Raw genomic sequence first — 25,640 nt, 5'->3', positions numbered from 1 at the left:
AAAAACATTCGCCCGATTGTCGCCCATAAATTTAAATGGGCGACAATTTTTTTATCTTTCAGCGGATTTTTTCAATCGTTGGGCGAATATATCAACGGCTTCTGTTTTCATCTTTCTAGTTACATGGACATATTTGTCCATTTTAGTAGCAATCCTTGAATGGCCCAATCTTTCTTGAACAATTTTTGGCTTGACTCCATCTTCTAAAAGCATGGTAGCGTGAGTATGTCGAAGAGAGTGAAAATTAAAATCAATTCCGAGTTCCTTTTTTATTCGAGAAGAGTGCCATTTAATAGAATTTGGTGTCACTGGTTCGCCATTGTCTTTTGTACAGACAAAAGTTGAATCGTAATAGAATTTACCATACCTAAGTTTATTCTCTGATTGACTCTTTCTTGCTCTTCTTAATTCAGCTGCTAATACATCATCAATTGCTATTGTTCTGAAACTTGCTTGTGTTTTGGGAGTGCCAAGCTGAATTCCATGCTTGTCCTGTAACATTATTCGATCTACTGTTATTGTTCGCTCATCCAAAGAAATATCTGACCACTGTAGACCACATACTTCACCTCTCCGCAATCCTGTATGAAAGCCAATCATGAGTGGTAATCTGAAAAGACTGGATGGGGGATTAAATTCAAGTATTTTTTGATACTGATCCATAGTGATAATTTTCATGTCATCCCTTGTTTGTTTGGGTTTATTTTCGAAGGCTGGCATTTCAACGTATACCATAGGATTTGAATTGATTGCTTGCCATGGATAGACAGCTCTTTTAAATGCTCCTTTTAAAACAGTAAGTACAATTTCTACGGAATGTTTAGCAAGAGGGCGGTCAAATCCATTGGGTAACTTGTTCATTAAATCTTGAAGACGAGAGGGGCCGATAGAGCTCAAGTAATACTTGCCTATTTCTGGTTTAATGTATTTATTAATGATGTTTAGATAATTTTTCTGAGTATTGTATTTTAGCTTTTTTTCAACGTAGTTTTCAAACCAATAATCAAAGTAATCAGCAACACTCATGGCATGAGTAAAGTAGAAGATTGGTTTGAGGTTCCGACCGCCGAAAAGAAAGAATCGTCGAAACTAGAACAAGAATTTTCTCAAACAAAGAAAGATCCTTTGAAAGAAGCGAAGGTGACGGATACCGATGGACTTAAACAAGAAGAACTATTATAGCAATGAAGCTGACTGGCAGTATATGTCAGTCAGCCAATTCAAAACATTTCAAGAATGCGAAGCAGCGACTTTGGCAAAATTAAAAGAAGAATGGTCGCCAGAGAGTGATCCTACGGCTTTACTAGTTGGAAACTATGTCCATTCCTATTTTAAGTCTCCTGAGGCACATCAAGAATTTATACAAGAGAATGCAAGTGCTATTTATAAAAAGAATGGATCAGAACGGGCAGAGTTTGCTCAGGCGATCAATATGATTGAAACCTTAGAATATGATGATTTTTTCGTTTTGTCTATCAAGGCGAGAAAGAACTGATTCTAACAGGAACGCTATTTGATACGGAATGGAAAGCCAGAATTGATTGTTTCAATTTAGAGAAAGGTTATCTTGTTGATTTAAAAACGACTCGGAGTCTTTCTCAGAGATACTGGTCACAAAAATATAGTGGCTACGTTTCGTTTGTTGAGCAATATGGCTATATTCTACAAATGGCTGTTTATAAAAACTTACTCGAACAAACCTATAACAGGGAAATTACACCTTATATCTTTGCAGTAACAAAAGAGTCGCCTCCTGATATTGCTGGTATCAGTATTTATCCTGGACGCTTTGATTTTGAACTTCGATTATTGGAACAAGAATTACCTCATATCTTACGAGTGAAAAATGGAGAAGAAGCGCCGAAAATGTGCGGGAAATGTGAATACTGTCGCCAACATAAGTCTTTAACAGGATTTTTAGAAGTAGGCGATTTATTGGAATAAGGAGGAGTCGCTTAAAGAATGGCTATTTATAGACAACTCCATACCACTTTTTGGAAAGACAAACGAGTCGGTGAATGGAGCAAAGATCAAAAACTTTTTTTCCTATATCTCTTATCGAATGATTACACAACTCAATGTGGTGTTTATGAATTCAATCTGAGATATGCGAAGTTTGAACTAGATATGACTGCAGAAGAAATAAAAACAAACATTGACTTCCTCGTTAGCGAAGGCCGAATCGTCTTTAATGAAAAGTCGGAAGAGTTGATGATAGTCAACTGGCTCAAATACAACAGCGCCAGATCTCCTAAAGTCGCAGCGGTCATCGACAAAGAATTAAAGGAGATAAAGACACTTGAATTTGAGATTGAGGTCATCAAGAAGTGTCAAGAATATAAATACCCTATCCAAACTTTGAAACCAAAAGAAAATACCGTATCGATAGGGTATGGATATGGTATCGATACGATAACGCAACCAGCATCATCACCAGCAACAACACCAACAACATCACCAGCAACAGCAGAGAATGCGCAGAGCGCTCCGGCTGCTGCTAATCCTTTCCAGCTCTATCAAGAAGTCTTTGGAGTGATTAACGGATTAGTTGCTGATGATCTACGTCATTGGGTTGAGGATATTGGCGAAGAAATGGTTTGTGAGGCTATGAGACGGTCTGCTATAGACCAGAAGTCATACGGATATGCCAAAGGAATTATGCAAAGCTGGGTAAAGAAAAATATCAAAACTATGGCGGATGTTAGAGCAGATGATGTAAGGCACAAGAACCAAAATAGCTATTCTAAGAAACCAATTCGCACAGAACCTATCCCAGAATGGCTCAACGATCCAGAAGGATATAACGCTCAAAAGGAAGCTGAGATCATGGAACGACTACGAAAAGAAGCGGGGGATGATCCATTTGGAAATTGATCAATTAAACCGAATCACTGTAATTAAGCAAATCTACGCTGCATTAGACCCTAGTCACAAGAACTTGATGGAAAACGTTAAGCGAATCCTTGACAGCAATCAGCCAGAAGAGGTCCGCTTTCGAATCTTCATGGTAATGTATCGTCACACTCGAATCAGCTTGGGAAAAGTATCGAAGACGCACTATGGCGAGTTTCTCACTGCCGGAACCACTGAATCAATGTGGCAAGAAGCCAAGTTGCTATATCGAGGACTGATGGCAAGAGAAGGTGCGGCAGTATGAGAGCAACTAAACTATCCAAGAAACCAAAATATAGCAATCGAAAAACTGTTGTCAATGGCATTAAATTCGATAGTGTTGCTGAAGCACGATACCTTCCATTCGCTGCTAAATATGCGGAAACCAATGGTCTTGAACTTCGATTACAAGAAAAATCCGAGCTTCAACCCAAATTTCGCATAGGGAATAAAACCATACGTTCAATCACTTATACTCCGGACTTCACATTTTGGGATGGAAACAAATTGGTCCAAGCGGTTGATGTTAAAGGAGTTCAAACTGAGGCTTTTAAAATAAAAGCTAAACTATTTTGTTTTAGGTACCAAATCGAATTGATATTGGCTAAATATGACCGAAAAACTGGACTATTTATCGAAAGTAAGTTTTATTAGGAAAAATCATGAGAATACAAGACTCTTTTGTTATTCATCCAGAAGGACGTCGCTTCGAGATTCAACCGAAGGTCAGACCAGCAAAAACGAAAGTAAAAGTCGGCAAGATCTACAACTGTGCCATCGAAGGATTTTCGGAATTGGTTAGAGCGGAATGTCTGAAAATTTATGAGAGATCGGCACATGTGAGAATTATTGTCTGTCACAAAGAACAGGACGAGTGGCGGCAGAAAGTTCTTGGTGATTAAACTGTTGTTAAGCTGAAAAATATGATTTTGGCTAAATAAGGGGTTTGTAATCGGAAGAAAGAAGGTATTTTATGGGAGAAATGGCTGAATACTGGAAAGATGCGAAGCCTTACCTGAAAGAGCGTAGAAAGCAGCATGTTAAGCGCATGGGCGATTCAGCGATAAAAAATATCAAGTCTTTGGGTTTTGAGTTTACCCATTATCCAATAATCATCAATTTGCGATCAATACGCCAAAAGGCATGATTGATTATTGGGGAACAACTGGTACTTGGATTGATCGGAAATCGAAAAGACGTGGCAGAGGTCTGCATAGTCTGAGGAAATTCGTTAGCGGTCGTTAGTCAGCAATTGGAAGAAATTACCAACTTGGAAAGAAAAAAGACCAACACAAGTTGATCTAATTAATCCTTATAATGAATACTTCCATCTGGCTCTAGTCTTGGTGTAATTGCGACGCCTTTTCCGTCAGAACCGATAACAATTGTTTGAATATATTGTACCTGTGTCTCGGGATCAGTAATAACAAAGATTTCGTTGGTTCTGCCTTTATAAACTTTTTCAACTTCAAATTCAATATTGTTCGCCATAGAATCACTCCTTTTAAATAAAGTACCATAATAAACAAACAAAATAAATAAATACTATAAATGTTTGTAGATATGAAAATTTAGTAACGACAGAAATACACAACTAGAAAGGAAGATGAAAAATGAGATTTTTTGAAATTAATGAGCCATATTTTGCAATTGTAGCAGCTGAAATGAGGGAAAATGTATGGAATTTTATGAAGAAGTAGTGTGTGACGTAGAAGATAAAGAGGACTTTGTAGCTAGTATGAAAGAACTTGAGACGACAGTTGCCATTACAAAAGTTGCGAATACAGTGAGTGAACAAACAGGGGAGCCAGTCGGTAGTGAAGAGGCAGAGGTGCAAGTTTTTGATTGTATTAATGACAATGAACCGACATTATTGGCAGTTGACGGATCGCTGGTTTAGTCAGTTATCCACCAAAAATTGCGGAAATAAAAAAACTACTCTAAAAGAGTAGCAACAGAATCATAAATTATTTTTTTTGGAATCGGAAATTCCGTGTTTAACTGCCAATCTGATGATTCCATAAAGCATAAATCCTATAAAAATATACCAAATAAAAGCTAAAAAAGTTCCCAAAGCAATACCTCCTTTTAGGTATTGTAACATATTTTATATTTTACCAAGTCAGTTATCCGACGAAATGCTTTAATCAGAACAGATAATTAAAAGGATTCAAAATTTCTAAAAACAAGTTAAGAAACAATTCTTTAAAGTTTACAAAGAAAGGTTCTCTTTTAAAAACTAATCTAAAAAAACTGATTATGAGAGATGCGACGAGACACAACAAAAAATATATCAAAGCAAATATTAGTATTACTGAAACTACTTCTTTTACTTTGTCCATAAAAAGACTCCTTTTTAATTAATAATCAAATTATATCATTAAGGAAAGTTAGCAACCCTTACAGTATTGCAAGACGGTAAATAATAAAAGATAGTAGTAAATTTCCGCAATCGTCAGCGATAGCAAACAGGAGGGATAAGATGTCTAAGAATAGTTTTGTGTATTTAGTTTATGTTGAGAATCCATTTTCTGGGAGAGTTCAACTGAAAAAGGTTTGCGAGAGTTTAAAACTTGCGAAGAAGTTGGCGAAAGAAATCGAAGAAAAAAAGGATACATTCGCACAAATTGAAATAATGCCTTTGGAGCAGGAGGGATAAGATGGTACCAAAATTTAGAGCGTGGGATAAAGAAAATGACAGAATGATTTATCCAAGTACAGAAGGCGTTTGTTTTGAGTTAGATGATGACGGTATAAACATACTTGATGTAAGCGGAGATTATCCAGAAGATCATACTTTTCCAGCAATTGATTCATTCCTCATGCAATCCACTGGCTTGAAAGACAAGAACGGCGTGGAGATTTTTGAGGGGGATGTTCTTTTGCATACAAGTTCATCCGTTAATTACAGTGATACTTACTGGCACAGCTATGTACAAGTATACAGAATCGATAGCGGTGCATATAGAATCAAAGGGAAGCATATTTATGATACAGAGTTGATGAGTGCTAGAAACTGATTAGAGGTAGTAGGAAACATTTATCAAAATCAAAACTTGTTAGATAAAGAATACTTTAGTACTTCTGACGGCATTGTGGAGCAAGCCAATAAACAGCCCATTCCTAGCGCCGCTTTTGAAGCATTGAACAACTATTGTCAACAGCAAAATGTTTCACCCGGCGGAAGTGCCGATTTATTAGCTGCCAGTTTCTTTCTGCTTTCTTTGGAAAACTTAACGAGTCAGAAACTTTATTTCACTACAGCAAAATAACATATTTATTCCATTCACAAGACTTTTAAAGAGATTGTTTCTTAAACTCTTTAAAAGTCTTTTTTTATCTGTTCGAAAAACGTGTTATTCAATCGAAATAAATAAAATATAAAAAGAGAAATAATTTATCCAGGGAACCTCATTTAATTGTTTGTTTGGAGGTCGCTAATTCCTAAAAAACTTTTTAAAGTCTTCTCCGATAACGGCGAATGTTGTACTTAAACATTTTCCTTAATTGTTATTTAAAAGGATAGAAGAGGGGTTTGACACCTGAATTAAAAAATAGTAGTATCTAACGTGAATTGAATATGTTTCTTCGGGGCAGGGTGTAATTCCCGACCGACGGTGACAAGCAATGCTTGAAGTCCGTGACCCGCATTCGTGCGGTTGATCCAGTGAAACTCTGGAACCGACAGTTAAAGTCTGGATGGGAGAAGAAAAACTTACAAGAATATTGACGGGAGGAGTCTATTCTTTTTGTCATCGTTTCTTTGAGTTTGTCTAATCAAGACCTCGTGTACTTATGCACGAGGTCTTTTTATTTAAAGAAAGGAGGAATGTTTATGCATGAAACGTATATGAAGCGCGCCATATCCGAAGCACTAAAAGGCAAAGGACAAACCTTCACGAACCCTTTAGTCGGTGCTGTCATTGTGAAAGATGAGGAAATAGTTGCTGTAGGCAGCCACATGGCTTATGGCCAGCCACATGCGGAAAAGAACGCCATCGATTCATGTAGTTCCCCCGAAAAACTAATTGATTCAACCATTTATGTGACCCTTGAGCCTTGCCACCATTACGGAAAACAGCCACCTTGTACAACTGCTATTCTACAAAGCGGCATCAAAAAAGTGGTAATTGGTCAATTGGATCCCAATCCGTTGGTATCTGGCAAGGGCAAAGCGTTTTTAGAATCACAAGGAGTAGCAGTGATCACCGGTGTTTTAGAAAAGGAGGTACGTGAAATCAATCGCCACTATAATACGTATCACGAAGAGCAACGTCCTTTTGTGGCTTTAAAGCAAGCAACCACACTTGATGGAAAAATCGCTTTGGCTGGTCAGCGAACAAGGATAACCGGTGAAGCTGCATTGCGCCGGGTTCGTCAGGAACGTTCAGACTACCAGGCTATTTTGATAGGGAGCCGCACTGCCTTAATCGATAATCCTACTTTGCGGACAGAGGCTGCCTTTCCGACTTATCGAGTGGTCCTAGATCGTAAAGGAGAAACCTTGAAACAGCAGCTAACTCTTTTTGAGGATACCAGTAGTCCTGTACTGGTCTTTACTACGAAAAAAGTCCAATCTGTTTTCTCAAATCACGTGAATATCATTACCACGCCTTCACTGACTCTCTCGTTTGTCATGAAAGAATTGTATCGACGCAAGATTCAATCGGTTTATGTTGAAGGCGGAAGCAGCATTCATGATGCCTTTCTGGCGGATGGTTATTGGGATCAAGTTATCACCTATCTTTCGCCAAAACTTATCGGCGGCAATGGAACAGCGAGTTTTGCTAGTTCTCGAGAAGTGAATCAGATGTTTGCGCTAACGGAAGTCACTGTTGAACCGGTCGGAGAAGAGTTAAGGATCGTTGGAAGGAGGCAGGAAAATGTTTACCGGACTCATTCAAGAAAAGGGTAAGATCACACGGATCGTGCCTAGTGGTCGCACCATTGCATTGACTTGTCATGCTTCTGAAGCATTGTTAACGGATTATCGGGTTGGCGATAGTATGGCGATCAATGGCGTATGTTTGACAGCGATCAAGACTGGCAAACAAGAATTCACTGTCGAGATCATGCCGGAAACTTATCAACGAACCACCTTTTCGACCGCAAAAATCAATGACGAAGTCAATTTGGAACGAGCGTTAGTTTTCAACGGCCGCTTGGAAGGACACTTGGTGGCAGGTCATGTAGATACTACGACAACGCTGCTAGAAAAGCGTGTGTTGGAGAATGCGCTGATTCTGACATTTGCTTATCCCGACGAACTGAGAAATGAGATCATTCCACAGGGCTCTATCGCATTGAATGGGGTTAGTATGACGATTATCGAGACCACACTGCGCTATTTCTCCGTTGGACTGATTCCTCATTCCAAAAATCAAACCAATCTGGGGCGACTTAACCGCGGTGAAGCAGTGAATGTTGAAACAGATCTATTAGGAAAATATGTCAAAGCCAATCAACTGATCCGTGGCGGAAGAAAGGAAATGTCCTATGAGTAAAAATAAAATCGAAACAGCATTAGACTATTTAAGAAATGGGCAATTAATTATTGTTGCTGATGATGACGACCGGGAAGCGGAAGGAGACCTTGTTGGGATCGCTAATCTAGCTACGATGGAAAGCGTGAATTTTATGACGAAATTTGCTCGAGGGTTGATTTGCGCACCTATCTCAGCTCAACTAGCTGACCGCTTGCAGCTAACTGAAATGGTCGCGCAAAATACGGATACTTTCAAAACAGCCTTCACTATAAGTGTCGATCACCGTTCAACGACAACAGGAATTTCTGCTGAAGAACGCGCGCGAACGATCCGAGCATTGGCTAATCCTCAAACTAAGGAAGAGGACTTTCAAAAACCAGGTCATATTTTCCCGTTGATCGGAAGAATAGGCGGGGTGCTGGAAAGAAGGGGCCATACCGAGGCTGCATTGGATTTAGCAAAATTGACCAATCAAAGTGAAGCGGCCTATATTTGTGAGATTCTAAATGAGGATGGCACGATGGCTCGCCGCCCACAATTGGCTCAATTCGCGGAAAAATGGCAGCTGCCGATGATCACTATCGAAGAGTTAGCGACTTATATGGCAACAAGTCAGTTAACCGTTCAATTGCCAACCGCATTTGGATCCTTCGATTTAACCTTATTTGAAGATCAGCATCATCTTGAACACTTAGTATTAGCAAAAGGGGATTTGACTAATCCCGCAAAACCATTATTGGTTCGTCTTCACTCAGAATGCTTGACCGGAGATGTTTTCGGATCCCAGCGGTGCGATTGCGGGGAACAACTACATGAAGCCATGCGTCAAATCGAAAAAGAAGGTACCGGAGCCATCTTGTATTTGCGTCAGGAAGGCCGAGGTATCGGCTTGAAACAGAAACTGCAGGCGTATCAATTACAGGAAAAAGGCTTGGATACGTATGAAGCCAATGTTGAATTAGGTTTTCGTCCAGATGAACGGGATTATGGTTTTGCGGCGATTATTCTGAAGTCTCTTGGCATCGATACGATTCGCTTGCTGACAAATAATCCAGAAAAAATCACCGAGTTAGAAGCTCATGGCATTCATGTTGCTGAAAGAATTCCGTTAGAAATAACTCCAGTTGCAGAAAATAATCGTTATCTTCAAACAAAAAAAGAAAAATTCCATCATTTATTATCACTTTGAGAAAGAAGGAGAGCACAACATGACACAATTTGAAGGAACATTTGACGGACAAGGAATGAAAGTAGGGATCGTGGTTGCGCGTTTTAACGAGTTTATTACGGCGAAACTTTTGAGTGGCGCCCAAGACAATTTGATACGGCATGGAGTAAAAGAAGAAGACATTGATGTTTACTGGGTACCCGGTGCCTTTGAAATTCCCTATATAACAAAAAAATTAGTCAACGTGAAGCAATACGATGGCTTGATCACACTGGGTGCAGTTATCCGCGGTGCGACTACCCATTATGAGCTTGTTAGCAATGAAGTCGCGAAAGGCGTGGCCCAAGTTGGATTAGCGGCAGACATTCCAGTCATGTTTGGCGTTCTAACTACAGAAACTATCGAACAAGCCATCGAGCGGGCCGGAACCAAAGCGGGCAATAAAGGTTCAGAAGCGGCGCAAGGATTGATCGAAATGATTTCATTGAACCGGGTGATTTAATGTTTTAAAGCCTGTCCGCGACTTTCTTATAGTTGCATTTATTTGCTAAAGGCATTCAATTTTTTCTGAAAAACTGCTATGATGAACAAAAAAAACTAGGGGCGAAACGAACGGATGCAAGAAGGAAAAAGACAAGTCAAAGCGATGGGAACGATCATTCAGCTTTGGATCCAACATGAAGATCCCACACCAATTTTGGAAGCAGCAGTCCAACAAATCAGAGCGTTTGAAAAACGGTTTAGTGCCAATGATCCTGCTTCAGATCTGATGAAAGTCAATCAAAACGCCGGAATTCAGCCGACCAAAGTAGCCAAAGACTTGTTTGCTTTGATCGCCTTAGCAAAAGAGCACAGCTTGCCAGAGGATAGTTTCTTGAACATCGCGATGGGACCCCTGATTCAGGAGTGGCGTATTGGTTTCTCAGATGCCAAAGTGCCGACTGCCGAAAAAGTGACGGAATTACTACAGGTGACCGATCCTCAACGAATCGAATTGGATAACCAACAGCAGAGCGTTGCCTTAGCTGCCGGTATGTCAATAGACCTAGGTGCTGTGGCCAAAGGCTATTTCGCAGATCAGCTGGCAGATTTTTTTAAGCAATCTGGTGTCAGTGCCGCTTTGATTGATCTGGGCGGGAATGTTGTTACCTTTGGTGAAACACCAAATCATGCGGATCACTTATGGCGTATCGGAATTCAGAATCCTTTTTTGCCAAGAGGAAATTTCGTGGCAGCCTTAAAAATCCGCGATCGTTCTATCGTAACCTCAGGAATCTATGAACGTTCCCACACCGTCGACGGTAAGACCTATCATCATATTTTCAATCGTAAAACCGGTTATCCGATAGAATCAGCGTTAGCAAGTATCACGATTATTTCCGATCGTTCAGTGGATGGCGAAATTTGGACCACACGTCTCTTTGGTAAAAAACCTGAAGAAATCATGAAACAACTCAGCCAACTCGATGGCATCACTGGATTAATCGTAACCCGACAAGGCCAATTGCTTTATCCCTCTACGCTACAACCACTGATTGAGTTACCTGAAACGAATCAAAAAGTCTAAATTGAAACATACTCAAAGATAGAGACGAAACTGCCTTGACAAAGCAGCTTTCAGAGTCTGGTAAATGAAGTAAAATGAAGTATTTAAACTGGTGAAACAAGATAGCAGAACGACTGCGCCCCCTGGCAATTGCACGATCTTAAAGTGCCTGCTTAATCTGTTTAGCTCGTTTGACATACCATTACTTCTGACTCTTTCTTCTTTGAGTATGTTTTTTTGACTTTTGATGGCGGTTTTAGCGATCATACTTTTTCTAGAAAATAGCGAATCAAGTTTTGATCAGCTATCGATAACGGACGCTCTGCTTGATGAGCGATAAAATAATTTAACGTTAGCATTTCTTCAGGTATCGGATAAAGGTTGAAAGGCGTCATTGTCGCTGCTTGCAAAACACTTTCAGGAACGATGGCCAACCCGAGATTGTTTTCAGCAAGTGCTGCTGCAGTATAAATATTGCTGCTTTCTACGAGAATGGTTGGTTCAACTTTGTACTTTTTCAATAATTGATCAATTTGCCGACGAATCGCGGAGCCGCTTGTCGTCAATATCAACGGGCTTTGTAACAGTTCTTTCATTGAAACACTGTCTTGAGAGAGAAATTTTTTGTTTGCTTGATACAAAGGCGAAATAGGGGGGATGATCGCAAAATAATTTTCACTCTTTGTGGCGTAAGTCGTCAAATTAGGTGAAATAGTCTCCGGGTTCTGGCCAACAAAAAAATCCAATTGATTACTTAATAAACGTTTCTCATTGTGCTTCGGCAAATCTTCACGCAAAAAAACGGACACATCCTGGTGTTCTGCCAAATAGTCAGGTAAAAAAAGTGGGAGCAAGAACGAGCCCAGACTGGGCAAGATACCCAATCGCAATGTTTTGGTTTCTGGTGATGTGTAGCGCAGTAACCGATGACGAAATTTCGCGGAAGCGGTTTCCAATGTTTCAAGGTATTGATAATAGATTTTACCGGCTTCAGTCAAATGCAAAACACCTGACTGACGAATAATGATGGCCGTTCCCAACTCTTGTTCGACTTTTTTGATGGCTTGCGTAAGATAAGGCTGAGAAATAAATAGGTCTTTCGCTGCTTTGGTATAGTTATTGTACTTTAGTAATGTGTCGATGTACTGCAGCATCAAATGGGAATCTTTAAGAGACATAGAAGTTGCTCCTTCCGTAGAAATATGTCTATTATAACAAAAAAGTTATCATAATATAATTAAATAAATATTTCACAATTGTAAATGGTCAGACTAAACTGTAGAAGTACTTAATTGGAACAAATAAATTGTCCTTCAGATCCTTCTATCGGAATGAAATCAGAGAGATTTAAGCTGAGTTTGACCATTTTTATCTTTCTAAGACGACTATTTGTACGATTAACTTTTGAAACAATTGATCTAAAAGCGAGTTATAATCGAATCAATTGTTAAATTTATCACATTTAGGAGAGATGAGTATGAAACTGATCGGAATCGTTGGCACTAACTCTGCACGTTCGACCAATCGCCAGTTATTGCAATTTATCCAAACCCATTTCAAAGATCAGGCAGAAATCGAGCTTTGCGAAATCAAAGATCTGCCAGCATTCAATGAACCAGAAGACAGAACAGCACCTGAAGCAGTTCGAGAATTAGCAGAAAAAATCGAGGCTGCTGATGGCGTGATTATCAGTACACCTGAATACGATCATTCCATTCCAGCAGTACTAAAAAGCATGATTGAATGGCTTTCTTATACGACCCGTCCCTTGATTGACAAACCAGTGATGATTACTGGTGCATCACTTGGTGCTTTAGGTTCTTCCCGAGCGCAAGCACATCTTCGCCAAATTCTTGATGCACCGGAAGTCAAAGCACGAATCATGCCTAGTGCCGAATTTTTACTCGGTCATTCGATGCAAGCCTTTGATGAAGATGGATGCTTAAAAGATGAGGAAAAAGTCGCTGAATTAGAAGACTGCTTCAATGAATTCAAATTATTCGTGGAAATCACGAATCGTCTCGTCAGTGAATATTCGACTGCCAAAGAGCGCTCGAAGAAATTTTCTTGGGAACAGGTATAAGAAAGAGAGGAAATGACCATGAAATTTGTCGGTATGATCGGTACAAATGCAAAGAAATCGACTAATCGCCAACTGGTGACATATATGCAACAAGCATTTGCCGATTTAGCAGAAATCGAAATTTTAGAAATTGATCAAGTTCCTATGTTCAATGAAACAGAGGATCAAACCAATAGTGAAGTCATTCAAACATTAAATCAAAAAATTTTGGCTGCCGATGGCGTGATTATCGCGACACCAGAACACAATCATTCCATACCATCCGCACTAAAAAGTGTCTTAGAGTGGTTGTCCTTCAATCTACACCCGTATGATGGCAAACCAGTGATGATCGTGGGTGCTTCTTATGACGTCCAAGGTTCTTCACGGGCACAACTACACTTGCGTCAAATTCTTGATGCACCTGGTGTCAATGCAACGGTTATGCCTGGTAATGAATTTCTTTTAGGTCGTGCGCATCAAGCATTCGATGAAAATGGGCAGCTGAAAGATCAACGGACTGTTGACTTTTTGGAAAGCTGTTTTAGAAAATTCATTCGCTTTACAGAAGTTGCTAATATCTTGAATGTTCCCGAAGAAGTAGTTTATCAGCCTGGGGATTATACTGTCACGGCACCAGGACACAATGGTGATTTACCAATGGTGGTTACATTAAGTGAAGAACGGATCGAAGCAATCAATATCGATACTTCCGGTGAATCGGAAGGAATCGCAGATGTGGTCTTTGCGCGTGTTCCACAAGAAATCATTGAAGGCCAAACATTGAACGTCGATGCGATCTCAGGTGCTTCCGTTACCAGTAACGGTGTCGTTGATGGTGTCGCGAAAGCAGTGAAAATGGCTGGTGCAAACCCAGATGTTTTAAGAAAACGTCCTAAGGCAGCCAGTGCGCTAAAAACGGAAGATGAAACTTACACCACGGATATCATCGTTGTCGGTGGTGGTGGGGCAGGATTGAGTGCCGCAGCAAGTATCCTCCAAGAAGGCAAAGAGGTGATTTTAGTTGAAAAATACCCAGCCATCGGTGGGAATACCGTTCGCACGGGTGGACCAATGAATGCCGCAGATCCGGATTGGCAAAAAACATTTGCTGCGCTTCCAGGTGAACGGGCTGCGCTAGAAGAAATCATTGCCGTAGATGAAGCAACCATTGATGCAGAATACTTGGCTGATTTTCGATTGTTGAAAGAACAAATCACAACGTATTTACAAGCAACGACTCCAGAAAAAGAATTCTTATTTGACTCTGCCATCTGGCATCGTATCCAAACTTATTTAGGCGGCAAACGGACCGACTTAGAAGGAAATGTGATTTACGGTCAATATGACTTAGTAAAAATCCTAACTGATCGTGCACTAGAGTCTGTGAAATGGCTAGAAGAAATCGGCGTTGAATTTGATTACAAACATGTCGATATGCCAGTTGGAGCAAAATGGCGCCGAGGCCATAAACCATTGAAAAATGAAGGGTACGCTTTTGTTTCTGCCCTACACAATTTCGTCAATGAAAATGGTGGAAAAATTCTTACTGACACACCAGTCAAAGAATTGATCATCGAAGAGGGACAAGTCGTAGGGATCATTGGGGAAGGTCGCAATGGACAAAAAGTAACGATCCATGCCAAAGCAGTTATCTTAGCTTCTGGTGGCTTCGGTGCGAATACACAAATGCTGAAGCAGTACAACACGTATTGGACTGAAATCGAAGATGACATCAAAACTTCCAATTCGCCGGCAATCACAGGGGATGGTATCAAACTAGGGGAAAGTGCCGGTGCGGATCTAGTTGGAATGGGCTTCTCACAAATGATGCCGGTATCTGATCCGAATACGGGAGCATTATTCAGCGGTCTGCAAGTACCTCCCGCAAACTTTGTGATGGTCAATCAAGAAGGCAAACGTTTCGTCAATGAATATGAAAGCCGTGATGTATTGACACAAGCAGCAATCGATAATGGTGGCCTATTCTATTTGATTGCTGATGAAGAAATCAAGAAAACAGCGTACAATACGTCCCAAGAAAAAATCGACAAACAAGTAGCTAACGGAACATTATTCCGCGCCGATACCCTTGAAGAATTAGCAGAACAAATTAATGTTGATCCAACCATCTTGAAAGAAACGATCACTGCATACAACGCCTATGTCGATGCAGGAAAAGATCCTGAATTTGGCAAAGATGTGTTTGATCTTAAAGTAACGACTGCTCCATTTTATGCAACTCCAAGAAAACCGGCAGTACATCACACCATGGGGGGGGTAAAGATCGATACACAAACCCATGTGTTATCAAAAGAAAATCAAGTGATCAAAGGTCTATATGCAGCTGGTGAAGTAGCAGGAGGAATCCATGCAGGAAATCGCCTTGGTGGTAACTCATTGACTGATATCTTTACCTTTGGACGGATCGCTGGTAAGACAGCAGTTGCAGAAAATCTTTAATAGGTTAAAAGAAATGTGCAGAGAATCGCACTGCACATTTTCTTTCAAAACGTTATGTGAAATAAGTAACATGAGGTGTATTCATTCAATTTATTTAAACAAAACTATTTTTTGGGGGTAAAACATGGAAACAAAACTCAACCGTTGGCTAGTCTTGATTGCTTCAACTGCTGTTCTGTTATGTACAGGTGCCGTTTATGCATTTAGCGTTTTCGCTGGACCGCTTAGTCAACTAAAAAATTGGACAATGGAAGAAATCATGCTGGCATTTACAATCAATGCTGCTGTCGGACCTATCACAATGATTTTAGGAGGATTCTTGACCGACCGTGGATTGGCAAAATGGACGATTACTTTTGGTGGTTTATTATTTGCGCTAGGTTTCTTCTTAACTGGATTTGTGGAATCACCTGGGATGCTCTATCTAACTTATGGTGTGCTTTCAGGTCTTGGTCAAGGATTTGCTTATTCTGCTTGCTTAAGTAATACGATTCGTTTATTCCCAGACAAACGTGGACTTGCTTCAGGATTGATCACTGCAGGTATGGGCGGTGCAGCCATCATCGCCGCACCGATCGCGAATGCAATTATTGAATCAAGAGATGTGTTGACTGCTTTTCGTTTTATCGGTATTGCTTATATGATCGTCGTTGTAATGGCAAGTTTCTTTATCAAAAAAGCCCCTGCAGATTATCGTCCAGCAGGATGGGTCCCACAAACTTCTGCGGTTAAAGGAACCGCAGCAAATTATTCCTGGCAAGAGATGATGAAAACACCTGCTTTTTATTTGATTATCTTGATGCTCGGTGTTGGGGCATTTTCTGGTTTGATGATTGCTTCCAATGCTGCTGTGATTGGGCAGGAAATGTTCGGATTAACAGCTACAACAGCCGCTTTTTATGTTAGTCTATATTCTTTTAGCAATTGCTTAGGTCGAGTGATTTGGGGAACAGTTTCTGATAAGATTGGGCGTTCCAATACATTGATGATCATTTACGGTGTCGTAGCGTTATCTTTACTCGTTTTGACACTTTCAAGTGCAGCGATGATCTTTGCAGTGGGAATCATTGGGCTAGGACTCTGCTTTGGCGGAGTGATGGGGGTTTTCCCATCGATCGTAATGGAAAATTACGGACCAGCTAACCAAGGAGTCAACTATGGAATCGTCTTTGTTGGTTATTCTACAGCTGCTTTCTTTGGACCACGAGTAGCAGCAGGAATGGCTGCCAGCAACAATGGAGATTTTACAAATGCATTCTATACAGCAATTGCTTTGGCAGTCGTCGGCTTTATTTTGAATATTGCTTATGTTCAACTAAAAAAATCACATAACGTTTCAATCGCCAAATAAGCAGCGCAGCATTGAAAGGGCTATAAGTCTCTATAAAAAGATAAATAATCAGTAGTACTAATATAGATATATGCGGATTGACAGACTTGATTGACCATGATCATGGTCAATCAACTTAGAAATGCTTGTACCGGTGACAGGAGTTAGTATGATTGATTGATCAGTTAGATGGAGTAGCTTTTCAAGTACTGAGAATAAAAAAGTGGTAAAGTCTTTAATTTCTTTTTTTCATGTTCCAGTGCAAAAAGTGATTATACTATTTTTTCCCTAAGTGATAGGATATCAGGTAGAAAGATGATTTTATAGAAGGAAACTCGAATCAGCTGATTATTCATTTTTATACGATAGTCATAATATTCATGAAGGAATGAAAAAATAGATTTGGTAGTGTCAATACACGTCGCTTATCATAAAAAGGCAACGTGAATTTTAATAACCATCAGTAATAGAAGTGCTTGGGGAAGTCTTTTCTTTTGCTGATGGTTTTTTCACAGCGACATCGGATGTTTGACTAAAATAAGAATAAAGAAGGACACTAATCTGCTTTCCTAAGATTAGTGTCCTTCTTATCTTTCATTCAAGTTGGAAGTTAGCAATAATTTTCTGGCTGACCATTTCGGGTGACAACTCAGTATTATCGATTTTCATCGTTTTTACTTTTGGAAAAAGGGATGCCAATTCCGTCGAATGGCTTTCCAAACGGTATTTTTCATTAAAAGTAAGAAGTTCTTGATGCGAAAAAGCAAGATCCCGTTTTGACGGCTTCGCTTTTAAACGTGCTTCCTGACGGTTACGTGCGATGCGCTCCTCTAATTGCGCAACAAGTTCAACAAAATAAACCGGTTGTCCAGCGCTTAAAAAGATCTCACAAATTTTGTGTAAAAAAGCAATATCTTCTTTCTGATCAAATCCCACTAAAACAGTAAATATGATTGTCTTAACTGTATTCTGTTCACCAGCCACAAATGCTTTGAAAAGTTCGATCCTAGTGGAATCAGACAACTTAAATGCCGCAGGCGTATACCCAAGATAATTGGCAAATAAATCAATAGTTTGATGATTAAATAGTAATTTACCATCAATTCTTTTTTAAAGTTCGCGACCGACAGTCATTTTTCCAACAGCCTGAGCACCAATCAAAACCAGTAATGGCATAGAAGCACCTCATTCTTTTAGACTTATTGTAACAGAATGTCAGGAAATAATGGATCCTATTTAGATGCGAAAGGCCAACTTTTCTCCCAATCCTGCTGAGCGTATCTTTTTGTTGCGTTTGGGCATTCAGCTATACTTAAGGCAGACTAGAATAGTGGAGGATGGAATATATGAACGAAATCATTCAAACGTTTAGCGAGCGAAAGGAGGAGTTGCTGCGGGCAATCTTTCAACACTTGGCCATTTCGCTGAGTGCGTTGATTTTAGCCATTTTAATTGCTATTCCATTAGCAATTTTGTTGAGCCAAAAGAAACGAATGGCAGAATTTGTTTTACAGATCACAAGTATTCTACAAACAATTCCATCATTGGCATTATTGGGATTATTGATTCCTTTTGTTGGTATTGGCACCGTTCCCGCTCTAATAGCATTGGTAGTTTATGCGTTACTGCCCATTTTTCAAAACACGTATATTGGGCTTTCCGAAATCGATCCGTCGATTGAAGAAGCGGCGGATGCATTTGGTATGTCTCGCTTGCGAAAACTCTTCAAAGTTGAGTTACCTATTGCAATGCCTGTCATCATTTCTGGGGTACGTACAGCATTGGTGTTGATCATTGGAACGGCCACGTTGGCAGCATTGATTGGTGCTGGTGGATTGGGAACCTTTATTTTGTTAGGGATCGACCGTAATGATCCGAGTTTGACACTCATAGGGGCGGTTAGTTCGGCTCTATTAGCAATCTTATTCAGTGGACTGATTCGTTTTTTACAAAACCGCAGTATGAAAACCACACTGATCTCTTTAGGTGTTATCTTTCTTGGAATCGGCGGAATTCTTTTCGCACAGTATAATCCTATTTCAAATAAAACGGTAACGATTGCTGGTAAACTCGGTTCAGAACCAGATATCCTTATCAATATGTATCAAGCAGTGATCGAAGAAGAAGATCCTAGTTTAACCGTCGAGATCAAACCAAACTTTGGTAAAACAAGTTTCTTATTTAGCGCCCTTGAAAATGACCAGATTGATATTTATCCCGAGTTTACGGGAACAGTATTAGAAAGTCTAGTCAAAGTCCCAGAAAATACCCAAATAGATGGTTCTCCAGAATCAACTTATCAAGAAGCAACAAAACTGCTTAGTGACCAGTTTAATATGCGCCTGTTAGAGCCGATGACCTACGAAAACACCTATGCTTTAGCCATGCGTCGTGAACAAGCAGAAGAGTTGGGTATAACGAAGATTTCTGAATTAGTTGCTCATGAGTCAGAGCTTCGGGCTGGTTTTACTTTAGAGTTTATTGATCGGGAAGATGGCTATCGCGGGATCCAAAAACAGTACGGGCTGACTTTTGATTCTGTCCAAAGTATGGAACCGGCACTGCGCTATCAAGCGATTCAAAGCAAGGATGTCGATGTGATCGATGCTTATTCGACAGATAGTGAGATCAAACAATACAATCTCGTCGTTTTAGAAGATGATCGACAGCTCTTTCCACCTTATCAAGGAGCCGCATTGATGAAAGATGAATTTGCTGCAGAACATCCGCAAGTCGTCAAAGCATTGAAAAAACTATCAGGAAAAATCACAGAGGACCAGATGATTGACATGAACTATCAAGTGAATGTGGAAGGAAAACAACCGGCAGATGTTGCTCGTGAATTTCTAAAAAAAGAAAAGATTATTGGGGAGGGAAACTAAATGGAACCAATTATCGAATTTAAACAAGTTGTCAAAGAATTTGAGGGACAAGTCGTATTAAAAGAATTGGATCTCTCCATTCATCAAGGAGAAATCTTTGTCTTAGTAGGTCCCTCAGGAAGCGGAAAAACAACCTCCCTTAAAATGATCAATGGGCTGATCGAACCGACGGAAGGCAATGTTTACTTCAAACAAAAACGAGTGAAAGACTATCAACTCCAAAAGTTACGTTGGAAAATTGGTTACGTGTTGCAGCAAATTGCTTTATTTCCAACGATGTCCGTCAAGGAGAATATTGAAATCATTCCAGAAATGCTCGGTTGGGATAAAAATCGTCGCAATCAACGTGTCGATGAACTACTCACTGAGGTTGGACTTGAACCAGAGACGTTCAAAAAACGTATGCCGGCTGAACTTTCAGGTGGTCAAAGTCAGCGGATCGGAATCTTGCGAGCGTTGGCTGCAGAACCGGACATCATCTTGATGGATGAACCTTTTAGCGCCCTTGATCCGATTTCTCGAACCAATCTTCAGGATCTCGTATTAGATTTGCATAATAAATTAGGCAATACGATCGTCTTTGTTACCCATAATATGAATGAAGCCTTAAAATTGGGAGATCGAATCGGTGTGATGAATGAAGGCAGACTGGTACAATGTGATGCGCCTGAAAAAATACGGACAGAGCCAAAAACGGATTTCGTTCGCGCCTTTTTTGACGAAACACAAGGAGCACAGCAAGAACAACGTCTTCAAGCGATTATTGATTCTGGTTACTACCAACAATCAACTACACAAGAGGGAATGTCCCTCGATGTGAAAGTCCCTCTTTCACAAGTATATGAAGTCTTGGCCAACCACGAACATTTGGTTGTTACAGAACAAGGACAAGCGATTGGTGAAGTTAGCCGTACAGATATCTTTCATTTTCTAAGTCAGGAGGAGCAAGATGCAAAACTATGATGTAATCGTTGTGGGTGGTGGACCAGCCGGAACTGCTGCGGCTTATTCTTTCAGCGAGCAAGGGAAGACTGTCGCAATCGTTGAAGCCGATCTCTGGGGAGGAACTTGCCCCAACCGCGGGTGCGACCCCAAGAAGATTTTAATGAGTGCCGTTGAAGCAAAGGCGAAGGCTGCTCACTTAGCAGGAAAAGGGATCACTGGAGAGCTGGGTATTGACTGGAAAACTTTGATGGCTTTCAAGCGCAGTTACACGGACACTGTTCCCACACAGACGAAGCAGGGCTTAGTGGATACTGGAATCACGACCTATGAAGGAGAAGCGGGATTTATCGATGAACAAACGCTGCGGATTGGTTCAGAAATCGTTTCAGCTGATCAGTTCTTGATTGCTACAGGACAACGACCTGCGCTACTCCCGATTAAAGGACAAGAATATTTGCATACAAGCACCGATTTTCTTGCAATGGAAAAAATGCCCGCGAAAATCACTTTTTTAGGAGCGGGGTATGTTGCTTTTGAACTTGCGACAATCGCTCAAGCAGCAGGAGCAGAGGTACACATTATTCATCATAACGACAGACCACTGAAAGCATTTGATCAAGAATTGGTGAATGCCTTTGTTGAGCAATTACAAAAGCAAGGAATTTCCTTTCATTTCAATGTAGAGATTGAAAGCATCAGCCAAATCAATGAAGGATACACGCTGCAAGGTACAGGCTTTGAGCTGGACACCGATTACGTGGTAAGTGCTGCTGGACGCATCCCAAATGTTGAATCCTTACACTTAGAAAATGCAGGAGTTGATTATTCCAAACGCGGGATCAAAGTCAATGACTATTTACAAACATCGAACCCACGAGTTTTTGCCTGTGGAGATGTATTGGATAAGGAACAACCTAAACTGACGCCTGTTTCAAGTTTTGAAGCAAAATATGCGGTCGCTTCAATGAGCCAAAAAGGTTCTCGTTCTGCAATCACGTATCCCCTGATTCCTACAATCGTCTTTGGTGGGTTGAAATTGGCTCGGATCGGTCAAAGTGAAAAACAGCTCGCTCAAAATCTGCAGATCCATAGTGAAACAATCAACCTTGCCGATTGGTTTACGTACCGTCGCATCAACGATCCTGTTGCGATGCTTAAACTTGTTTACAATCAAGAGGGACAAATCATTGCGATTACCTGTCTTTCAAGTATCGCAGATGAATTGATTAATTTGTGCTACTTGATTCTGGAAAAACAGCTCACTCACCAAGAAATTGAAGCGCTGATCTTTGCTTATCCAACTCCTGCAAGTGATTTGACTTACATCATTTAACGCTGGAAAACGATCGTGTTTCATAACGAATGCTTTTGAAAGAGTCTCTCCTTCAACTTTTCTGCTGATAAAACAGATCACCATGACAAGTTGAAGGGTGGGCTTTTTTGTGTTCATGTGTTCTACCTGTCTGTTGCTTACTTTCGTGAAAAAGTTTCAAAAGTTTCTTGACTTAAAGTGAAGGTGAAGCAGTATACTATCAAACAGAGAAGGGAGTTTTTTGATGTTATTAAAATCAATTACAGATCCAGCAGATTTAAAGAAGTTATCCGTTGCAGAACTACAACAAGTTAGTGAGGAAGCAAGAACCGTGTTATTAGAAAAAATCAGCCATCATGGAGGACATAACGGACCGAATTTGGGCGTTGTCGAAATGACAGTTGCTTTACACGCTGTCTTTGATTCTCCAAGAGATAAAATGATTTTTGATGTTTCTCACCAAACCTATATTCATAAAATGCTGACTGGGCGAGGTCAAGCCTTCTGGGATCCAGCGCATTATAGCGATGTCTCTGGTTATACCAATCCAAAAGAAAGTGACCATGACTTGTTTACAGTGGGGCATACATCCACGTCATTGTCTTTAGCAAATGGGGTTGCCAAAGCACGAGACTTAAAAAATGAAGAAGGGAACGTAATTGCGGTCATTGGTGACGGCTCATTATCTGGTGGTCTGGCTTATGAAGGATTGAACAATATCGCGGAGACTGGAACAAACACTATCGTGATTGTAAATGATAACGACCAGTCGATTGCGGAAAACCACGGAGGTCTCTACAATAACTTATGAGCATTGCGAGATACGAATGGTCAAGCGGAAAACAATTTCTTTAAGTCATTAGGGTTTGACTACTATTATCTTGCTGATGGCAATGATCTGACAGCCTTGATGCATCTATTCAAACAAGTGAAAGACAGCAATCATCCTGTTGTCCTTCATATTCAGACCGTTAAAGGAAAAGGCTTCAAATTTGCCGAAGAAAATCGCGAGAAATTCCATGCTGGTGGACCATTTAGTCTTGAAACAGGGGATTATCTTGCAAATTCTGGTGGAGAAACTTATTCAACGGTAACGACCGATTATCTTTTAGAAAAAATGGCACAGGATCCAACAGTCGTTGCAGTAAATGCTGGCACGCCGATGATCCTTTTTACCCCTGAACAACGAAAAATCGCCGGCAGTCAATTTGTTGACGTTGGGATCGCAGAGGAACATGCTGCAACCATGACTGCCGGTCTGGCAAAAAATGGAGCAAAACCCGTTTGGGCAGTTTTTTCAACCTTTATGCAACGAAGTTTTGACCAAATCTCTCATGATTTGTCTTTGAACAATGTGGCGGGAACTATTTTAGTTTATGGCGCTTCAGCTTATGGCATGAATGATGAAAGTCATTTAGGGATCTTTGATATTCCATTTTTGAGTCATATTCCGAATCTTGTTTATCTTGCACCGACCAATAAGGAAGAATATTTAGCGATGCTGGATTGGTCTATTGACCAATCCCAACACCCAGTGGCAATTCGCGTTCCTGTCGGTCCGTTAGAATCAGGTCGTGTCGATCAAACAGATTACAGTCAACTAAACAAAAATCAACTCATTCAAGCGGGCAGCAAAGTTGCCTTACTTGGTGTAGGAAATGCTCTTGGCCTGGCAAAAAAAGCAGCTGCCATGATAGAAACCGAGCTTGGGATCACACCTACGGTCATTAATCCTAGATTTATTTCTGGATTAGATACTGACACATTGTCTGGCTTAATTGCTACACATCAATTGTTGCTCACTCTTGAAGATGGCCTTCTTGAAGGAGGCTATGGACAAGCTGTCGCTAGTTATTTAGGAAAATCTCCGATCAAAATTGTCAATTTTGGTTTAGATAAAGCCTTTCATGACCGTTATCAAGCAAATGAGTTGCTACAAGAAAATGGGTTGACCGTTGATGCCATTCTTCGAGAAGTTCGTCAAGAATTGTCTCTTTAGTCATAGTGAGCTAGTCGCATAGTGAGCGTCCTTTTAAGGAAAGCAGACAATTCGTCTAGGAGTAACAACTGATAAGAATAAATATAGAATCGTTTAAACTGCCCTTTGTTCGATACAAACCGAACAAAGGGCAGTTTTTGATAAAAAAGGCGTCTGCCTTAGTTTCCGCTAAGACAGACTGTAAATTATTCTGTCAAGGTCTATTGTGTCATAGTAACCTTAAAACAACCATAAACTTTTCGAAAAAATAGGCATTTATCTTTTGAAAATAATCATCAGTCCTTCATTCACGATACTTGGTCCAGTTGCCACTGACAGCAGGCTGCTTTTGCTTTAGCATATGACTCTACCCACAATAGTCTTCTTAATTGATTTGAGTTGATAATTGCTTCAAAAAGTGGTTAGATTAATTGGGGAATGAAGTAACAGTCGTTGATTGACGACTTGAAAAAAGGAGCGTGTTCATGAATTACTACCATCGGTTTGTTGCCAATGTTCCATTAAGACGTTGGACAGTGCTGATCTTTCTTTGCGGGATCTTATTTCTGCTTCGCAGTATGATGACTATTATTTTATTAACCTTTATTTTTACTTATTTGATTTACAAACTGGTCCAGCTAATACGCAAGAAAGTGAATGTGTCAATCAAACTTCTTTCAATCGTGTTGTACTTGATCGTTGTCGCTTTGGTTTACTTAGTCATTACCAAGTATGCACCGATTCTTTTGAACCAATCCGCGCAACTGGTTAAGTCAGTGACCGATTTTTATCAAAAAGCAGACTCTAACAATGAGTTATTAGAGTATTTGCTACATTTGGTGCAAACAAGCGATTATGTCCAAAAAATCCAAAATGGAGTCGTCGTCGTCATCAATTATCTTTACAACTTCGGTGAATTGGCTTTGACTGTATTGATCTCTTTCTTATTGAGTTTTTTCTTTATGATTGACAACAAAAAAACAGTGGCATTTTCTCAGCTCTTTTTGCAAGGGAGTGCTTCCTGGTTTTTTGAGGATGTTTACTATCTCGCAAGGAAATTTACCCGCGCATTCGGAAGTGTGATCGAAACCCAGCTATTGATTGCTATCGTTAATACAGTGATCACAGTGCTTGCTTTAGCTGTCATGGGCTTTCCTCAGCTGTTAAGTTTGGCCATGATGATTTTCTTCTTAAGCTTGATTCCAGTAGCAGGAGTCATCATTTCTTGTATTCCATTAACCTTTATTGCCTATACGATTGGCGGACTCAATGATGTTGTCTATGTTTTATTAATCATTATTTTTGTTCATGCTCTCGAGTCCTATGTTCTCAATCCGCGGCTGATGTCCCATAAAACAGAGATTCCCATGTTCTATACGTTCATTGTTTTATATCTGGGTGAGCATCTCTTTGGTATCTGGGGTCTGATCGTGGGGATCCCACTATTTACTTTCTTATTAGATCTAATGAAAATCAAGCAAGTCCCATCAATCCGCAATGCACTTAAAAAAAGTGAGTCGAATGAAAAAGTGTAAATAAAAAGAAACGTCTAGAATGATTTATCTCAACTAGACGT

General features: G+C 40.2%; 25 protein-coding genes, 3 pseudogenes and 1 riboswitch. Of the genes and pseudogenes, 24 read left to right on the top strand and 4 right to left on the bottom strand.

From position 1 onward, the window contains the following. Positions 1–51 precede the first annotated feature (51 nt). Entirely contained in the window at positions 52–1,026 is a 975-nt protein-coding gene (locus tag EGX73_RS13495; protein ID WP_041120186.1) for a site-specific integrase, read from the bottom strand. Between the two features lie 3 nt (positions 1,027–1,029). Here EGX73_RS13495 and EGX73_RS16295 point away from each other — a divergent pair, with 3 nt between their 5' ends. The 7 genes and pseudogenes from EGX73_RS16295 to EGX73_RS15985 all read left to right on the top strand — a co-directional run bounded on the left by EGX73_RS16295 (position 1,030) and on the right by EGX73_RS15985 (position 4,039). After that, the gene (locus tag EGX73_RS16295; protein ID WP_021149739.1) at positions 1,030–1,182 is read left to right on the top strand and encodes a hypothetical protein; all 153 of its coding nucleotides are present in this window, start codon (positions 1,030–1,032) and stop codon (positions 1,180–1,182) included. After that, positions 1,154–1,944: pseudogene (locus EGX73_RS13490) on the top strand (PD-(D/E)XK nuclease-like domain-containing protein). Before EGX73_RS16295 ends, EGX73_RS13490 begins: the two are co-directional and overlap by 29 nt. An 18-nt stretch (positions 1,945–1,962) precedes the next feature. Then, positions 1,963–2,874, top strand: a complete 912-nt coding sequence (locus EGX73_RS13485) for a DnaD domain-containing protein (protein WP_003126519.1) — start codon at positions 1,963–1,965, stop codon at positions 2,872–2,874. Beyond that, positions 2,855–3,157: a hypothetical protein gene (locus EGX73_RS13480; RefSeq protein WP_003126520.1), complete on the top strand. Its 303-nt coding sequence runs from the start codon at positions 2,855–2,857 to the stop codon at positions 3,155–3,157. The genes EGX73_RS13485 and EGX73_RS13480 overlap by 20 nt, the downstream gene beginning before the upstream one ends. Next, positions 3,154–3,546 (top strand): DUF1064 domain-containing protein, encoded by a 393-nt coding sequence (locus EGX73_RS13475; protein ID WP_123867006.1) that lies wholly within the window; start codon positions 3,154–3,156, stop codon positions 3,544–3,546. The genes EGX73_RS13480 and EGX73_RS13475 overlap by 4 nt, the downstream gene beginning before the upstream one ends. An 8-nt stretch (positions 3,547–3,554) precedes the next feature. After that, positions 3,555–3,794, top strand: coding sequence for a hypothetical protein (locus EGX73_RS13470; protein WP_123867005.1), 240 nt, complete (start codon positions 3,555–3,557; stop codon positions 3,792–3,794). Positions 3,795–3,865: 71 nt separating this feature from the next. Beyond that, positions 3,866–4,039 (top strand): hypothetical protein, encoded by a 174-nt coding sequence (locus EGX73_RS15985; RefSeq protein WP_005471429.1) that lies wholly within the window; start codon positions 3,866–3,868, stop codon positions 4,037–4,039. Positions 4,040–4,197: 158 nt separating this feature from the next. Here EGX73_RS15985 and EGX73_RS13465 read toward each other — a convergent pair whose 3' ends face one another. After that, on the bottom strand, positions 4,198–4,383 hold the full coding sequence (locus tag EGX73_RS13465) for a DUF6440 family protein (protein WP_003126526.1): 186 nt from the start codon (positions 4,381–4,383) through the stop codon (positions 4,198–4,200). 187 nt (positions 4,384–4,570) lie between these two features. Between EGX73_RS13465 and EGX73_RS13460 the strand changes: the two genes are divergently transcribed. The 9 genes from EGX73_RS13460 (at position 4,571) to EGX73_RS13430 (ending at position 11,113) form a co-directional block, all read left to right on the top strand. Then, complete coding sequence (locus EGX73_RS13460; RefSeq protein ID WP_003126527.1) at positions 4,571–4,792, top strand: hypothetical protein; 222 nt, start codon at positions 4,571–4,573, stop codon at positions 4,790–4,792. A 582-nt stretch (positions 4,793–5,374) separates the two neighbouring features. Further along, on the top strand, positions 5,375–5,551 hold the full coding sequence (locus EGX73_RS15980; protein WP_005471431.1) for a hypothetical protein: 177 nt from the start codon (positions 5,375–5,377) through the stop codon (positions 5,549–5,551). 1 nt (position 5,552) lies between these two features. Further along, the gene (locus tag EGX73_RS13455; RefSeq protein ID WP_005471432.1) at positions 5,553–5,912 is read left to right on the top strand and encodes a YopX family protein; all 360 of its coding nucleotides are present in this window, start codon (positions 5,553–5,555) and stop codon (positions 5,910–5,912) included. A 36-nt stretch (positions 5,913–5,948) separates the two neighbouring features. Beyond that, positions 5,949–6,164 carry a triphosphoribosyl-dephospho-CoA synthase gene (locus EGX73_RS15975; protein WP_179190917.1) on the top strand — a complete coding sequence of 72 codons (216 nt, stop codon included), beginning with the start codon at positions 5,949–5,951 and terminating at the stop codon, positions 6,162–6,164. A gap of 308 nt (positions 6,165–6,472) precedes the next feature. After that, positions 6,473–6,607: riboswitch (FMN riboswitch) on the top strand. A 120-nt stretch (positions 6,608–6,727) separates the two neighbouring features. After that, positions 6,728–7,807: a bifunctional diaminohydroxyphosphoribosylaminopyrimidine deaminase/5-amino-6-(5-phosphoribosylamino)uracil reductase RibD gene (gene ribD / locus EGX73_RS13450; RefSeq protein ID WP_005471507.1), complete on the top strand. Its 1,080-nt coding sequence runs from the start codon at positions 6,728–6,730 to the stop codon at positions 7,805–7,807. Then, positions 7,776–8,396 (top strand): riboflavin synthase, encoded by a 621-nt coding sequence (locus EGX73_RS13445; RefSeq protein WP_123867004.1) that lies wholly within the window; start codon positions 7,776–7,778, stop codon positions 8,394–8,396. The genes ribD and EGX73_RS13445 overlap by 32 nt, the downstream gene beginning before the upstream one ends. Beyond that, complete coding sequence (locus EGX73_RS13440) at positions 8,389–9,567, top strand: bifunctional 3,4-dihydroxy-2-butanone-4-phosphate synthase/GTP cyclohydrolase II (RefSeq protein WP_005471510.1); 1,179 nt, start codon at positions 8,389–8,391, stop codon at positions 9,565–9,567. The genes EGX73_RS13445 and EGX73_RS13440 overlap by 8 nt, the downstream gene beginning before the upstream one ends. A 19-nt stretch (positions 9,568–9,586) precedes the next feature. Then, the gene (gene ribE, locus EGX73_RS13435; protein ID WP_003126533.1) at positions 9,587–10,048 is read left to right on the top strand and encodes a 6,7-dimethyl-8-ribityllumazine synthase; all 462 of its coding nucleotides are present in this window, start codon (positions 9,587–9,589) and stop codon (positions 10,046–10,048) included. Between the two features lie 114 nt (positions 10,049–10,162). Further along, the gene (locus EGX73_RS13430; protein ID WP_003126534.1) at positions 10,163–11,113 is read left to right on the top strand and encodes an FAD:protein FMN transferase; all 951 of its coding nucleotides are present in this window, start codon (positions 10,163–10,165) and stop codon (positions 11,111–11,113) included. 242 nt (positions 11,114–11,355) lie between these two features. Here the strand turns inward: EGX73_RS13430 and EGX73_RS13425 are convergent, their stop codons facing one another. Then, the gene (locus tag EGX73_RS13425; RefSeq protein ID WP_003126536.1) at positions 11,356–12,270 is read right to left on the bottom strand and encodes a LysR family transcriptional regulator; all 915 of its coding nucleotides are present in this window, start codon (positions 12,268–12,270) and stop codon (positions 11,356–11,358) included. 299 nt (positions 12,271–12,569) lie between these two features. Between EGX73_RS13425 and EGX73_RS13420 the strand changes: the two genes are divergently transcribed. From EGX73_RS13420 to EGX73_RS13410, 3 genes are all read left to right on the top strand, one after another. After that, positions 12,570–13,175, top strand: a complete 606-nt coding sequence (locus tag EGX73_RS13420) for an NADPH-dependent FMN reductase (protein ID WP_003126537.1) — start codon at positions 12,570–12,572, stop codon at positions 13,173–13,175. Between the two features lie 18 nt (positions 13,176–13,193). Then, the gene (locus EGX73_RS13415) at positions 13,194–15,617 is read left to right on the top strand and encodes a flavocytochrome c (RefSeq protein WP_123867086.1); all 2,424 of its coding nucleotides are present in this window, start codon (positions 13,194–13,196) and stop codon (positions 15,615–15,617) included. A 124-nt stretch (positions 15,618–15,741) separates the two neighbouring features. After that, on the top strand, positions 15,742–16,968 hold the full coding sequence (locus EGX73_RS13410) for an OFA family MFS transporter (RefSeq protein WP_041120129.1): 1,227 nt from the start codon (positions 15,742–15,744) through the stop codon (positions 16,966–16,968). A 573-nt stretch (positions 16,969–17,541) separates the two neighbouring features. Here the strand turns inward: EGX73_RS13410 and EGX73_RS13405 are convergent. Next, positions 17,542–18,123: pseudogene (locus EGX73_RS13405) on the bottom strand (hypothetical protein). Between the two features lie 170 nt (positions 18,124–18,293). Between EGX73_RS13405 and EGX73_RS13400 the strand changes: the two are divergent. From EGX73_RS13400 to EGX73_RS13380, 5 genes and pseudogenes are all read left to right on the top strand, one after another. Continuing rightward, entirely contained in the window at positions 18,294–19,829 is a 1,536-nt protein-coding gene (locus tag EGX73_RS13400; RefSeq protein ID WP_005471534.1) for an ABC transporter permease/substrate-binding protein, read from the top strand. After that, positions 19,830–20,792, top strand: a complete 963-nt coding sequence (locus EGX73_RS13395; RefSeq protein WP_123867003.1) for an ABC transporter ATP-binding protein — start codon at positions 19,830–19,832, stop codon at positions 20,790–20,792. Continuing rightward, positions 20,779–22,107, top strand: a complete 1,329-nt coding sequence (locus EGX73_RS13390) for an NAD(P)/FAD-dependent oxidoreductase (protein ID WP_003126543.1) — start codon at positions 20,779–20,781, stop codon at positions 22,105–22,107. Before EGX73_RS13395 ends, EGX73_RS13390 begins: the two co-directional genes overlap by 14 nt. Positions 22,108–22,330: 223 nt before the next feature. Then, a pseudogene (locus tag EGX73_RS13385) lies at positions 22,331–24,085 on the top strand (1-deoxy-D-xylulose-5-phosphate synthase). 464 nt (positions 24,086–24,549) lie between these two features. Next, the gene (locus tag EGX73_RS13380) at positions 24,550–25,599 is read left to right on the top strand and encodes an AI-2E family transporter (RefSeq protein ID WP_005471541.1); all 1,050 of its coding nucleotides are present in this window, start codon (positions 24,550–24,552) and stop codon (positions 25,597–25,599) included. Positions 25,600–25,640 lie beyond the last annotated feature (41 nt).

Origin of the sequence: Enterococcus sp. FDAARGOS_553, assembly GCF_003812305.1 — a bacterium.
In the GTDB taxonomy this organism is placed as follows: Bacteria; Bacillota; Bacilli; order Lactobacillales; family Enterococcaceae; genus Enterococcus_D; species Enterococcus_D gallinarum.
This window is presented reverse-complemented; position numbering and strand designations above follow the sequence as displayed.

Bases quoted from the DNA above. Each gene is read 5' to 3' on its own strand.
- EGX73_RS13425 (WP_003126536.1), bottom strand. From the start codon at position 12,270: ATGTCTCTTAAAGATTCCCATTTGATGCTGCAGTACATCGACACATTA.
- EGX73_RS13395 (WP_123867003.1), top strand. From the start codon at position 19,830: ATGGAACCAATTATCGAATTTAAACAAGTTGTCAAAGAATTTGAGGGA.
- EGX73_RS13400 (WP_005471534.1), top strand. From the start codon at position 18,294: ATGAACGAAATCATTCAAACGTTTAGCGAGCGAAAGGAGGAGTTGCTG.
- ribD (WP_005471507.1), top strand. From the start codon at position 6,728: ATGCATGAAACGTATATGAAGCGCGCCATATCCGAAGCACTAAAAGGC.
- EGX73_RS13460 (WP_003126527.1), top strand. From the start codon at position 4,571: ATGGAATTTTATGAAGAAGTAGTGTGTGACGTAGAAGATAAAGAGGAC.
- EGX73_RS13485 (WP_003126519.1), top strand. From the start codon at position 1,963: ATGGCTATTTATAGACAACTCCATACCACTTTTTGGAAAGACAAACGA.
- EGX73_RS13445 (WP_123867004.1), top strand. From the start codon at position 7,776: ATGTTTACCGGACTCATTCAAGAAAAGGGTAAGATCACACGGATCGTG.
- EGX73_RS13415 (WP_123867086.1), top strand. From the start codon at position 13,194: ATGAAATTTGTCGGTATGATCGGTACAAATGCAAAGAAATCGACTAAT.
- EGX73_RS13410 (WP_041120129.1), top strand. From the start codon at position 15,742: ATGGAAACAAAACTCAACCGTTGGCTAGTCTTGATTGCTTCAACTGCT.
- EGX73_RS13440 (WP_005471510.1), top strand. From the start codon at position 8,389: ATGAGTAAAAATAAAATCGAAACAGCATTAGACTATTTAAGAAATGGG.
- EGX73_RS13430 (WP_003126534.1), top strand. From the start codon at position 10,163: ATGCAAGAAGGAAAAAGACAAGTCAAAGCGATGGGAACGATCATTCAG.
- EGX73_RS13380 (WP_005471541.1), top strand. From the start codon at position 24,550: ATGAATTACTACCATCGGTTTGTTGCCAATGTTCCATTAAGACGTTGG.
- EGX73_RS13480 (WP_003126520.1), top strand. From the start codon at position 2,855: ATGATCCATTTGGAAATTGATCAATTAAACCGAATCACTGTAATTAAG.
- EGX73_RS16295 (WP_021149739.1), top strand. From the start codon at position 1,030: ATGAGTAAAGTAGAAGATTGGTTTGAGGTTCCGACCGCCGAAAAGAAA.
- EGX73_RS13465 (WP_003126526.1), bottom strand. From the start codon at position 4,383: ATGGCGAACAATATTGAATTTGAAGTTGAAAAAGTTTATAAAGGCAGA.
- ribE (WP_003126533.1), top strand. From the start codon at position 9,587: ATGACACAATTTGAAGGAACATTTGACGGACAAGGAATGAAAGTAGGG.
- EGX73_RS15980 (WP_005471431.1), top strand. From the start codon at position 5,375: ATGTCTAAGAATAGTTTTGTGTATTTAGTTTATGTTGAGAATCCATTT.
- EGX73_RS15985 (WP_005471429.1), top strand. From the start codon at position 3,866: ATGGGAGAAATGGCTGAATACTGGAAAGATGCGAAGCCTTACCTGAAA.
- EGX73_RS13495 (WP_041120186.1), bottom strand. From the start codon at position 1,026: ATGAGTGTTGCTGATTACTTTGATTATTGGTTTGAAAACTACGTTGAA.
- EGX73_RS13390 (WP_003126543.1), top strand. From the start codon at position 20,779: ATGCAAAACTATGATGTAATCGTTGTGGGTGGTGGACCAGCCGGAACT.
- EGX73_RS13420 (WP_003126537.1), top strand. From the start codon at position 12,570: ATGAAACTGATCGGAATCGTTGGCACTAACTCTGCACGTTCGACCAAT.
- EGX73_RS13455 (WP_005471432.1), top strand. From the start codon at position 5,553: ATGGTACCAAAATTTAGAGCGTGGGATAAAGAAAATGACAGAATGATT.
- EGX73_RS13475 (WP_123867006.1), top strand. From the start codon at position 3,154: ATGAGAGCAACTAAACTATCCAAGAAACCAAAATATAGCAATCGAAAA.
- EGX73_RS13470 (WP_123867005.1), top strand. From the start codon at position 3,555: ATGAGAATACAAGACTCTTTTGTTATTCATCCAGAAGGACGTCGCTTC.